Source organism: Bacillus sp. CZDM1 (assembly GCF_055502545.1).
Genome location: NZ_JBUESO010000006.1, coordinates 168,863 through 181,052 on the forward strand (window position 1 = coordinate 168,863; position 12,190 = coordinate 181,052).

At 43.4% G+C, this 12,190-nt stretch carries 13 protein-coding genes; 1 reads left to right on the forward strand and 12 read right to left on the reverse strand.

Features of this window, described 5'->3' with window-relative positions; genetic code table 11:
* Positions 1–38: 38 nt before the first annotated feature.
* From ACY3XC_RS15790 to spoIIR, 3 genes are all read right to left on the reverse strand, one after another.
* The gene (locus ACY3XC_RS15790; RefSeq protein ID WP_464869395.1) at positions 39–1,082 is read right to left on the reverse strand and encodes an L-threonylcarbamoyladenylate synthase; all 1,044 of its coding nucleotides are present in this window, start codon (positions 1,080–1,082) and stop codon (positions 39–41) included.
* A gap of 175 nt (positions 1,083–1,257) precedes the next feature.
* The gene (locus tag ACY3XC_RS15795) at positions 1,258–1,704 is read right to left on the reverse strand and encodes a GNAT family N-acetyltransferase (RefSeq protein ID WP_464869396.1); all 447 of its coding nucleotides are present in this window, start codon (positions 1,702–1,704) and stop codon (positions 1,258–1,260) included.
* 546 nt (positions 1,705–2,250) lie between these two features.
* Positions 2,251–3,126, reverse strand: a complete 876-nt coding sequence (gene spoIIR, locus ACY3XC_RS15800) for a stage II sporulation protein R (RefSeq protein WP_464869397.1) — start codon at positions 3,124–3,126, stop codon at positions 2,251–2,253.
* A gap of 136 nt (positions 3,127–3,262) precedes the next feature.
* Between spoIIR and ACY3XC_RS15805 the strand changes: the two genes are divergently transcribed.
* Positions 3,263–3,385 (forward strand): hypothetical protein, encoded by a 123-nt coding sequence (locus ACY3XC_RS15805; RefSeq protein WP_256989021.1) that lies wholly within the window; start codon positions 3,263–3,265, stop codon positions 3,383–3,385.
* A gap of 38 nt (positions 3,386–3,423) precedes the next feature.
* Here ACY3XC_RS15805 and prmC read toward each other — a convergent pair whose 3' ends face one another.
* The 9 genes from prmC to fsa form a co-directional block, all read right to left on the reverse strand.
* Positions 3,424–4,266 carry a peptide chain release factor N(5)-glutamine methyltransferase gene (gene prmC / locus ACY3XC_RS15810; protein WP_464869398.1) on the reverse strand — a complete coding sequence of 281 codons (843 nt, stop codon included), beginning with the start codon at positions 4,264–4,266 and terminating at the stop codon, positions 3,424–3,426.
* Complete coding sequence (prfA, locus tag ACY3XC_RS15815; RefSeq protein WP_464869399.1) at positions 4,259–5,332, reverse strand: peptide chain release factor 1; 1,074 nt, start codon at positions 5,330–5,332, stop codon at positions 4,259–4,261. Before prfA ends, prmC begins: the two co-directional genes overlap by 8 nt.
* 145 nt (positions 5,333–5,477) lie before the next feature.
* Positions 5,478–5,921, reverse strand: coding sequence for a hypothetical protein (locus ACY3XC_RS15820; protein ID WP_464869400.1), 444 nt, complete (start codon positions 5,919–5,921; stop codon positions 5,478–5,480).
* A gap of 102 nt (positions 5,922–6,023) precedes the next feature.
* Positions 6,024–6,635 carry a thymidine kinase gene (locus ACY3XC_RS15825; protein WP_464869401.1) on the reverse strand — a complete coding sequence of 204 codons (612 nt, stop codon included), beginning with the start codon at positions 6,633–6,635 and terminating at the stop codon, positions 6,024–6,026.
* Between the two features lie 120 nt (positions 6,636–6,755).
* Positions 6,756–6,977, reverse strand: a complete 222-nt coding sequence (gene rpmE / locus ACY3XC_RS15830; protein ID WP_179158036.1) for a 50S ribosomal protein L31 — start codon at positions 6,975–6,977, stop codon at positions 6,756–6,758.
* A gap of 347 nt (positions 6,978–7,324) precedes the next feature.
* Entirely contained in the window at positions 7,325–8,590 is a 1,266-nt protein-coding gene (gene rho, locus ACY3XC_RS15835; protein ID WP_179158035.1) for a transcription termination factor Rho, read from the reverse strand.
* A gap of 270 nt (positions 8,591–8,860) precedes the next feature.
* Positions 8,861–9,823, reverse strand: coding sequence for a class II fructose-bisphosphatase (gene glpX / locus ACY3XC_RS15840; RefSeq protein WP_179158034.1), 963 nt, complete (start codon positions 9,821–9,823; stop codon positions 8,861–8,863).
* 80 nt (positions 9,824–9,903) lie between these two features.
* Complete coding sequence (locus tag ACY3XC_RS15845; protein WP_179158033.1) at positions 9,904–11,193, reverse strand: UDP-N-acetylglucosamine 1-carboxyvinyltransferase; 1,290 nt, start codon at positions 11,191–11,193, stop codon at positions 9,904–9,906.
* 193 nt (positions 11,194–11,386) lie between these two features.
* Complete coding sequence (fsa, locus tag ACY3XC_RS15850; protein ID WP_179158032.1) at positions 11,387–12,034, reverse strand: fructose-6-phosphate aldolase; 648 nt, start codon at positions 12,032–12,034, stop codon at positions 11,387–11,389.
* Positions 12,035–12,190: the final 156 nt, after the last annotated feature.

A 12,190-nucleotide genomic window follows, 5' to 3' on the forward strand; every position in this document is an offset into this window, starting at 1 on the left:
TCAAAAAAACAGGCCTTCCTTCATGGAAAGCCTGTTGCTTACTCGTTTATGATTTTGTTCCCTGCCGCTTTTTGCAGGCGGTTCATGATCGCATGACCTACACCATTATTCGGAAACATTTCACTAAAAATAATGTCCACTTTTTCCTGGTTAAACGCACGCAAGGTTTCATATAGCGCCGTGGCAACACTTTCAAGCTCGCTTCTTTTTCCACAGGCGATCGAAACATCCGCTTGATAATCCTTCACACTCTCCTCGGTTGCGAGCACACCCACTCGCAGCCCGTCCCTCTGCCTTTCTTCTAATAAACCTTGCAGAAAAGACTTACTTCCATTGACTAAATAGAGCGGGGCATTTGGGGCATAATGCTGATACTTCATCCCAGGAGCTTTCGGTTTTGACTCTTCATCTATCAATGCTGCATCAAGCTGAACCTCACCAACAACAGCCTCCAGCTGCTCTTTCGTCACTCCGCCCGGCCGCAAAATAACCGGAATCTCCTCCGTGCAATCCAAAACCGTCGATTCCACCCCAACACCTGTCGAACCGCCGTCCAGCACCCCGGCAATTTTCCCATTTAAATCATCCATTACATGCTGTGCATTCGTCGGACTCGGCTTCCCGGAGCTATTCGCACTCGGGGCGGCAATCGGCAGCTGGCATTTTTTCAAAAGTGCAATGGCCACCGGGTGATCCGGCATCCTTACGGCAACCGTCTCTAAACCAGCGGTTGCTTTATCCGAAAGAACACCGTCTTTCTTTTTAAAAATAATCGTCAACGGTCCTGGCCAGAACCTTTCCATTAATATTTCTGCTTTTTTAGGAATTTCCGCTACAAATGCTGTTAGTTGCATTTTATCCGCAATGTGGATAATCAGTGGATTATCACTCGGCCTGCCTTTCGCAGCAAAGATTTTTTCCACCGCCACATCACTTTCGGCATTTCCACCCAGCCCATAAACGGTCTCTGTGGGTAATGCAACCACTTCATTTTCCTGTAAAAAATGAGCGGCATCCACAACCTGTGGATTATTTTCAAGGTTATCCACATATTTATCCACTTTCCATACTTTTGTGTTCATAAGTTATCCACCTTTACCGGAAGCGCAAATGATATCGAAATTTGCCGAATTTAGGCTCTTTGTCTCATATTTCTTTTGAAAGTATAAAAGATGGTGAACATAAACACAACCCTTTATCCACAATTTGTGTATAACTATCTTAAAAAAGTGGATAACTTTGTGGATTAATCCACAGTTAGAGTGAAAATTTCAAAAATAGTGAGTTATCCACAATAAATACATGTCGAATGTGTTCAAGTGAATAAAGCTCAGCAGGTAATTGGTCCCGGTCCACCTTTTCGAAACCTAGCAATTCAAAAAACGGCATTGCCACGCCTTTATTTGTTGCCAAAAACAAACTTCTCATTCCTTTTTCTTTCGCCAGCTGCATCATTTGAGTTATCAACAGCACAATATCCTTTTCCGCTTGTCCCGGCGATACCACCAGCGAACGCAGCAATCCGCCCTCACGGAAAGCCTCCATTCCAAGTGTACCCTTGATCGCCCCATCCTCATCCTCTAGCAATAAAAAGTACTCTACTGTTTCCTCCGTTAATCCATCCGTACCAAGGCTCGCCTTCATCAGGAACTCTCTTAAAATGCCCAAATCCTCTTTATTCGCGCAACGTATAAGTGCTTGCATCCCTACCACCTCATTATATTTGTCTAGCTCCACCGCCTAGGGGCTCGGGGTCATAAGTCAATCCGTCGAGAAGGTTAAAAAGCAACCTTCACGCCAGCTCGCCTTATGCCTGTCGCCCCTGTGCAAGGCGGTTCCGCTTTTCTTTTGATACTCTATTACTATGAAAAATTAAGAGAACTAGAACCAAATACATGCAAAATCTAGTAAAACTTATTTAAAATGTCTCTGTTAAAACTGAATGTTGATTTCACTATGTTTAGAAAATAAGCGGAGAATTTCCGTTTAAATTGGTAAATAGCCATTTTACCTTAAAAATAAGCGGAGTTTTTCCGCTTATTGTATCCAAATCCATGGATTTTGTCCTTTTTAACGCAGTTAACCGGAATTTCTCCGCTTATATCACCTTCTTACGCTTGCTCTATATACAATAGACGGAAATTCTCCGCCTATGAATTCTCAACCCTACACGAAAATCAACAATGAGATTAATAACAGAGCCATAAAAATAAATAACCAGCCCTATTTCAAGAGGCTGGCTGCAATCCCTTATTTAAAAATACTTTCAAACATTTCTACCACAAAGAATTTCACTTTCACCGGTTCTTCGTCTTCTGCTGTATAGACCGGAGCACTTTTTTCCTTTTTAGTTTCCTTTTTGCTTTCCTTTTTCACATCACTTTGCTTCTTCTCTTCCACTTCTACCTCTTCTACCTCTGCGACTTCAACTTCCTCTTCGATCTCAGCTTCCTCTTCTTCCACAACCTCTTCTTCTTCAGCAGCTTCTTCTAGTTTCTTTGTCTTATTAAAATTCGTAACCTTCACTTCTTCTGCCTCTAGTTCTTCCTCTACAGCTACACTTTCAACAGGTTCATCATTCTCCGCCGCATAAGCCGTGTCTTCAAATCCATCACTTTGTACCGCAACACCATTTGAGAAATCCAAGAAACACAATGGTGGGTATAGCACGCACCACCAGTTTGCGCCTGTCCCTTCACCTAATGTAATCAAAATCGCCTGATACTCACCTGCTGGATATAAAAACTGTCCATACAATTTCGTCGGAAACTGAACTTTCCCAAACTCCACATTCACACTTTGAGTCGAACCCTGTTCCGCTACAACCTTTTCAGCAATGTTTTGAACCTCCGGCAGCTTTGAGTTAAGCACCTCTTTTGCCTTCTCCAATGACGTTAACTCCTGAACCCACAACGTAATCTGCTCATTGACCGCGTCACGGACCATTCGTTTAATCTCTTGATCCTGTGCACTATCACTATTGGCAAGAATTCGGAGTCGAATCGCTTCCGCTGGTATCACAACGGAATCCTTCGCCACCGCTTCCGTTTTTGGTATATATAAGTTTAAAATCGTTCCTAACGATAAAACGATTAAATAAGACCATACTAGTATTTTACTGTTCATATTCTCGCACCGTCCCTTCACTATCCTCATTTTGGACAAATACAAAGAATCTTAAACTAGTAAAATTAAAAAAACTAGTTTTAGAATTTTTTCTTCCTAAACAAAGCAAACTAAACTAGCGGAGGTGAAAACAAATATGTCTAAACAGAAGAATAAGAAATTGAAGAATAATCCTGCAATGCCGAAAACAGATGTAGAATTTGCCCATAATGGACTGGAAAGAGTCGCATTAAAAGCCCAAGAACGTCAAAATAAGTAAATAACAAAAAGCAGAGCGAATTCACATGAACCGCTCTGCTACTGAATTATTTCCGCAAACACCATCCGGTCCTTGCCGTTAATATCATTAAGAACTTCTACCTTCACATTCACAAACGCCTTTTTAAAAAGGTCGGCTACCGCCTCCCCCTGACCGGCCCCAATTTCAAAGCCAACCAGCACGCGCGGTGCGATCACTTCCGGCAGCTCCACCATAAAGCGGCGGTAGAAATCAAGCCCATCCTCGCCCGCAAACAGCGCCCGGTGCGGCTCATGCTCAGTTACTACCTCTGACATGGTTTCCATGTCCCTTACCGGAATATAGGGAGGATTGGAGATCACCACATCAAACCTCTGACCGCGAAACGGCTGCAGCAAATCCCCTTGGACAAATTCAATCTCAGCGCCAAGCTGCCTAGCATTTTCTTCTGCAACCTTTAACGATTCCTGAGCAATATCAGAGGCATATACCTGTAACGTTGGCTGCTCAAGCTTCAAAGTGATGGCAATCGCCCCGCTGCCCGTCCCGATATCTACAACCTTTACTTCCCGTTTATTGATTCGCTTCAATGTTTCATAAACGAGTTCCTCGGTTTCCGGCCGTGGAATCAAGACCTCTTCATTGACGATAAACTCCCGCCCATAAAATTCCTCTGAACCAATTATGTATTGAACCGGCGTACCCTTCACATGTTCATGGACCGCAGCTTCAAATCGACAAACTTCGGGTGGTGACAGGCACTCCCTCATATTCGCAAACAGCTGTGCCCGCGACATCCCCGTGATATGGCGAAGCAGCAGTTCCCCGGCGTTATCGTCTCGATTAGCTTTTTTTAAAAAAGAAGAAGCCCATTGCAGAGCTTCATACACTTTCTTACTCATCTTGACCACTTTCAAGCTTACTTGTTTGATCTTCCAGCGTTAACGCATCGATGATTTCGTCAAGCTTGCCTTCGATAATTTGATCAAGCTTCTGAAGGGTTAAGCCAATTCGGTGATCCGTAACACGGTTTTGCGGGTAGTTGTAGGTACGAATACGCTCAGAACGGTCACCGGTACCAACCGCAGATTTACGAACCTGATCATACTCTGCCTGTGCTTCCTGCTGGAACTTGTCATAAACACGTGCACGTAATACCTTCATCGCTTTGTCTTTGTTTTTGTGCTGTGATTTCTCATCCTGAATCGATACCACAATTCCAGTCGGAATATGGGTTAAACGAACCGCTGACATCGTCGTGTTAACAGACTGACCGCCGGCGCCGCTTGAAGCAAACGCGTCAAAACGGATATCTTTATCATGGATTTCCACTTCTAGTTCTTCTGCTTCTGGTAAGCAAACAACGGTAGCGGTAGAAGTATGAATGCGTCCGCCAGATTCCGTTTCCGGCACACGCTGCACACGATGGGCACCATTTTCAAATTTCAACTTAGAATAGGCACCTTGGCCATTGATCATAAAGCTGATTTCTTTGTAGCCGCCAAGACCTGTTGCGTTGGCATCAAGCAGTTCCGTTTTCCAGCCTTGCGCTTCTGCATAACGGCTGTACATACGGTAAAGCGTACCTGCAAATAAAGCCGCTTCCTCGCCGCCTGCAGCACCGCGGATTTCAAAGATAACGTTTTTGTCATCGTTTGGATCCTTCGGAATCATCAGGAACTTCATTTTTGCTTCTAGATCCTCGATTTGCTGTTCCAGTTCATTGACTTCTTCTTTGACCATTTCGCGCATATCGTTGTCGAGCTTTTCCTCAAGCATAGCCTTAGCATCCTGAAGCTGTTCGCGGACCTCTTTATATTCACGATACGTTTGCACGGTCTCTTGTATATCAGATTGTTCTTTTGAATATTCACGTAATTTTTTTGAATCATTAATAATGGTCGGATCGCTCAAAAGTTCATTTAATCTCTCATAGCGATCTTCAACGGATTGAAGACGATCAAACACAGTTATTCACCTCTAGTTTTTGTCCATAACATTCTAATTATAGTATAGGTGAAAACCCCCGTCAAAACCAAATTCTTGGAGAAAAAATTTTGGTCTGCAAAAAAAAGCCCGAAATCAAAAAAACATGCCCTGAAGCCAGAGCATGTTAACGTTCCCTTATTTGGAAAGAATAACGCGGTAAAGCCTGCTGCAATTTTGCACGAAGGGTGTTAACGGCTTTATTGCGTACTTGGCCATTAAGCTCGCCTTCCGTATCTACCGTTACTGTCATCCGGTTTTCACCATTATTAATCCAAATCGATTCCGCTCTAAAATCATCACTTTCATTTACAATATCTCTGGCGATGTCTATATCTCTGCCGGTATTGTTTCTATTAGAGGCATCATTCATTGCTGTTCCGCGCAAATTAAGGAAATTCGGGTTTTGGTCAGACATTGGCCCCATATCCTGATTTACCCCGTTAGACATAAAATTTGGGTTCGTATTGTCATCGCGTAAATTATAGGCGGTATTTTCCGTGTCATTTCCTTTCATACATCCTGAAAGCATAAGGACCGTTAATACCCCAAAACACATGATTTTTTTCAACGTATTGCACCTCCTACAACTATCTTTCCCAAGCAGTCGGAGGAACGTTCTAGTAAGATTATGCCAAAAAAACCGCCTGAGAGACTCAGACGGTTTTTAGATCTATTTCACCACAGGTTCTTGTATGCGGTAGGATGCCGTTTTAGGTACCTCATGATGGTGGCGGCAGCGCGGCTCGTAGGCTTCGGAAGCACCAACCAGGATAACAGGATCATGATAAGAAGCCGGTCTGCCATCGATTAAGCGCTGCGTCCTGCTTGATGGCGAGCCACAAACACTGCAGACAGCCTGGAGCTTCGTTACCGTTTCCGCAATCGCCATCAATGCTGGCATTTGCGCAAATGGTTCGCCGCGGAAATCCATATCAAGACCCGCCACAACGACACGATGTCCACTGTCAGCAAGCTGTTGAACCACCCTTACAATCCCTTCATCGAAAAATTGCACCTCATCAATGGCGATGATGTCGATATCCGCCTCTACATGGTGTAAAATCTCAATCGAATGGGAAATCGGCTTCGCATGAAAAGAGGTGCCATTATGAGAAACGACAGATTGTTCGCTATAGCGATTGTCAATTTTCGGCTTGAAAACAGCAATTTTTTGTTTAGCAAATTGAGCCCGTCTGACGCGACGAATCAATTCCTCTGATTTTCCTGAAAACATACTGCCGCAAATAACCTCTACCCATCCGAGTTGCTTCATTAAATACATAAACCGGCGTCTCCTTCCTATCACGAAACCTTCATAAATCTATATTTTTAAAATTCATTGCCTTTTATTCAAATAAAAAACAGGCAAGTAAGTTTCTGCTTGCCTGTTTTGTGTGAGTGATTATTGTTGTTGTGCGTTTGGATCTTTAAGGCCGTATTTTTTGTTGAAACGGTCTACACGTCCACCAGCTTCAGCAAACTTTTGACGACCAGTATAGAATGGATGACATTCAGAACATGTTTCAACGCGAATTTCATTTTTCACTGAACCAGTTTCAAATGTATTTCCGCATGCACAAGTCACCTGTACCATTTTATAATTTGGATGAATTCCTGCTTTCATTCTTTTCATCTCCTTCCGCCCTGAATCATTCGAAACAGAGTTATATAAATGCCTGTCTTAAAAACAAGCACCAAATACTAAAAACACACTGTTCACATTATAACAAGGTGAACCTATTTTGGCAAGTTGGGTTTTTATGGATTTTACTGTTTTAATTGGTCTGTTGATTTCCGCTACAGGCGCTACGCTTTCCGCGGGCTCGCCCGTGAGCCTCCTCGATCGTTCCGATCTGCGGGGTCTCACTCAGCTCGTGCATCCCGCAGGAGTCGAGCGCCTTTCGCTCCAATCAACGAGTTCTAAAATCAACGGTTTCCTGTTAACACAGACCATAGACCAAGAATTAAACCCTAAGACCTTCTACCCTTTAATTCTTCCCCGATTTGGGCGAAGAATTCTTCGTTGGATTTGGTTTGTTTTAGTTTTTTCAGGAAGCGCTCGGCGAAGTCTGGTGAGTCTGACATTGATTTTCGGATTGCCCATAGCTTGTCCAGATGATCTTTTGGAAGAAGAAGTTCTTCTTTCCTTGTTCCAGAGCGGCGAATATCCATTGCAGGGAAGATACGGCGTTCTGCAAGCTGTCTGTCGAGATGCAGTTCCATATTACCTGTTCCTTTAAACTCTTCATAAATAACATCGTCCATACGTGAACCTGTATCCACCAATGCTGTGGCTAGAATCGTTAAGCTTCCGCCTTCTTCAATGTTTCGGGCTGCCCCGAAGAAACGCTTCGGACGGTGGAAAGCCGCTGGGTCAATACCACCAGAAAGGGTACGGCCGCTTGGCGGAATCACTAAGTTATACGCACGAGCCAAACGCGTGATGCTGTCCATTAGAATAACAACGTCACGTTTATGCTCGACTAAACGCATCGCGCGGTCCAGCACAAGCTCTGCGACTTTAATATGATTTTCTGGTACCTCATCAAACGTGGAGCTGACGACATCGCCGGCAACCGAACGCTCAATATCGGTTACTTCCTCTGGGCGTTCATCGATAAGAAGCACAATTAATTCCACTTCAGGGTGATTCGTCGTAATGCTGTTAGCAATTTCCTTTAACAGCATGGTTTTCCCTGCCTTTGGCGGCGCAACAATTAAGCCCCTTTGTCCAAAACCAACTGGAGCAACTACATCCATAATTCTTGTAGAGATATATTTTGGAGTGGTTTCTAGTTTCATATGTCTATCTGGATAGAGAGGAGTTAATGCTGGGAAGTGAACACGTTCTTTGGCTGACTCTGGATCTTCACCGTTAACTGCTTCTACATGTAAAAGTCCGTAATAACGTTCATTTTCTTTTGGAGGCCGAACCTTACCGGATACTTTATCCCCATTTCTTAAATCGAAACGACGGATTTGCGATGCAGAGATATAAATGTCTTCAGAACTTGGCGAGTAATTGATTGGTCGTAAAAACCCAAATCCTTCCGACTGGATAATTTCCAAGACGCCTTCCATGAAAAAATACCCTTGCTGCTCCGCACGTGATTTCAAAATGGCAAAAATAAGTTCTTTTTTCGACAACTTGCTATAGTAGGTCACTTTAAATTCGCGCGCAAGCTCATAAAGCTCCTTCAGCTTCATGTTTTCTAAACTTGATATAGTTAATTCCATAGTACACCACACTTTAAAATTTTTACTCTATTTTCGTTTCCGAGAACTAATCGTATAATAGAGGGTTTTTGATTACTAAAAATATTGAGGGAAAAAAGAGAAATGAATAGAATAGCAGAATCAATTTAATAAAACACTATCTATTGTACCCTTTGAGTAAAAAATTAATCAACTGGAAATTTTCTATTTGGAGGGGTTAATAGACTTTTCATTGGAGATAAGAGACTAGAATCTACATCTAGTCTCTTAGTAAGTGTTTACTATTTTCGTTTATCTAATCACTAAATTGGGTTTCTTTTTCAAACTGTGACGACCTTCGACAAATCGGACCGTTCCAGATTTTGCGCGCATAACGATGGAATGAGTAGACCCATAAGAGCCCTTGAATTGGACACCACGAAGCAGTTCGCCGTCTGTTACGCCGGTTGCTGCAAAAATCGCGTCGTCACCTTTCACAAGGTCTTCCATGCGAAGAACTTTTTTGACATCTAGTCCCATTTTCACGCAGCGCTCTAATTCGGCATCACTTTGCGGCAGCAACTTACCGATGATTTCACCGCCCAGACATTTTAACGCAACCGCTGAGATAACGCCTTCCGGTGCACCGCCAGAGCCGAATAAAATGTCAACGCCTGTGTTATCAAAAGCCGTATTAATTGCTCCTGCCACATCGCCATCATTGATTAACTTAATTCGTGCGCCTGCATCACGAAGCTGTGCAATGATATGCTCATGACGCGGACGGTTTAATACCGTTGCCACAACGTCTTCGATATCCTTGTTTTTCGCCTTCGCCACTGCCTTCAGATTATCAAGCACAGAAGCATTGATATCCACAAGTCCTACAGCTTCAGGACCAACAGCAATCTTCTCCATATACATATCTGGTGCATGAAGAAGGTTGCCATTGTCAGCAATCGCTAAAACAGCTAGAGCGTTCCATCCGCCAGCGGCTAGAATATTTGTACCTTCGAGTGGATCGACGGCTACATCGACGCGAGGCCCGAACCCTGTACCAAGTTTTTCACCGATATAAAGCATAGGGGCCTCGTCCATCTCGCCTTCACCAATCACTACCGTTCCCTTCATTGGGATCGTGTCAAACACATCACGCATGGCAGAGGTTGCAGCCCCGTCTGCTTCATCCTTTTTCCCGCGGCCCATCCAGCGTGCTGAAGCAAGTGCAGCCGCTTCCGTTACGCGGACAAGCTCCATAGATAAACTTCTCTCCATGTTCTCAATCCCCCAATTTTCTGTTTATACTTTTTTTAATACTATTAGTATAACAGATTCAAGGAATTAGTATAGCTTATTTACGTATTCTTTAGTTGTTCGACTTCATCTTTTGACAAAGCTTCACGCCAAACCGTTGCACCAAGCCCATTTAATTTTTCAACAAGATTGCTGTACCCGCGGTCAATGTGCTCAAGGCCTGTGACTTCTGTAATGCCTTCAGCAAGAAGGCCGGCAATGAAAAGTGCGGCTCCAGCTCGAAGATCGCTTGCCTTCACTTTTGCACCTTGAAGCTTGAGAGGTCCGCTTATAATTGCCGAGCGGCCTTCCACTTTAATGTTGGCGTTCATTCTTCTTAATTCATCGATGTGTTTAAAGCGGGCACCATAAATCGTATCCGTTACAACGCTAGAACCCGTCGCTCTCGTTAACAGTGTGGTAAATGGCTGTTGCAGGTCGGTTGGGAACCCAGGATAAACAAGGGTTTTGATATCAACAGACTTCAACTTGTCCGAACTGCTGACAAACACCTGATCATCGCCCGTTTCAATTTTCACACCCATTTCTCGCAGCTTAGCAATCAGCGATTCCAAATGCTGGGGAATGACATTATCGATTAATACACCTTCACCGACGGCAGCACCTAAAATCATATAGGTTCCCGCTTCAATTCGATCCGGAATAATCGTATGCCGGCAGCCATGGAGGCTGTCCACACCATCAATCCGGATGACATCGGTTCCTGCACCCTTGATTTTCGCTCCCATATTCGTAAGTAAGGTAGCGACATCAATGATTTCCGGTTCTTTTGCAGCATTTTCAATAAGTGTCCTGCCCTTTGCTCGTACCGCCGCTAACATAATATTAATGGTTGCGCCAACACTGACAACATCGAGATAAATACGTGCGCCGCGAAGCTCGTCCGCCCGCAAATAAATAGCGCCCTGCTCATTTGTTACCTGAGCACCAAGTGCCTCAAACCCTTTAATATGCTGATCGATTGGCCGTGGTCCGAGATGACATCCACCCGGTAAACCGATGACGGCCTTTTTGAAACGGCCAAGCATCGCCCCCATTAGATAGTAAGAGGCACGAAGCTTCTTGACTTTTCCGTTTGGCAATGGCATTGAAATCATCGTCGATGGGTCAACCGTCATATCAAAATCATCTGAAAGTTCTACTTTCCCGCCAATTTCTTCGAGCAGGTCCTTCAATATTTCTACGTCTGAAATATCTGGAAGCCCTTCAATTGTCACCGGTGATTCTGCTAAAATGGTTGCTGGTATCAACGCAACTGCACTGTTTTTTGCACCACTTATTCTTACGGTTCCCTTAAGCGGATATCCGCCCGCAATTTTAAGTTTTTCCATTTTCGACTCCCTTCTACGCCATTGGGATGGACTGTGATCCTTATTAATCAACTAAAATGATATTCAAATCTGAATTTAGGTAATTATTTCCAACAGCAAATTACATAATCCGACAATTTGTCTATCATCTAGTGTACACCAATAAATTATTTTCATGTATCAATATGAAAAAAAGTTTTAAAAATTGGTAAATTTATGCGTTGCGGCCTTCCCAATCCTTTATGAACGCTTCAATTCCCTTGTCGGTTAATGGGTGATGGAACAATCCGATTAATACTTTGTAAGGAATGGTAGCAATATGAGCACCTCTTAGTGCTGCTTCTGTTACGTGAACTGGATTACGAATGGATGCTGCAATGATTTCAGATTGAATTCCGTGAACAGCAAAGATGTCAGCTACTTGAGAGATTAAATCTAAGCCGTTTTGACCGATATCATCTAATCTGCCAAGGAAAGGAGAAACATAAGAAGCACCAGCTCTTGCTGCAAGAAGCGCCTGATTGGCATTGAAAATTAAGGTAACATTGGTTTTAATACCTGCTTCTGCAAAGGCGTGACAAGCTTTTAATCCGTCTGGAGTCATTGGAACTTTAACCGTTACATTGGGAGCGATGGCTGCAAGTTCTTTTCCTTCTTTGATCATGCCTTCTGCATCAAGGGCAATAACCTCCGCACTTACAGACCCAGGAACAAGCGCTGCAATTTCTCTAATGCGATCATGGAAGGAAACACCTTTTTCTCTTGCTACAAGTGTTGGGTTTGTTGTGACTCCTGCTAATAATCCAAGCTCATGTACTTCACGAATTTCCTCTAAGTTAGCTGTATCAATAAAAAATTTCATCTGTTTCTCCTCCAATTTTTCGGCAAGTTTCGCCAATATTCTAATTTTTCCTTACAGTTTGAAACCGCCCATTCGTAAAGGGGCGGTTTCAATTATTACTGTCAATGTTACCAAACATTGGATAGTTTTTTCAAGAGGACAAGTCCCCTTATATTA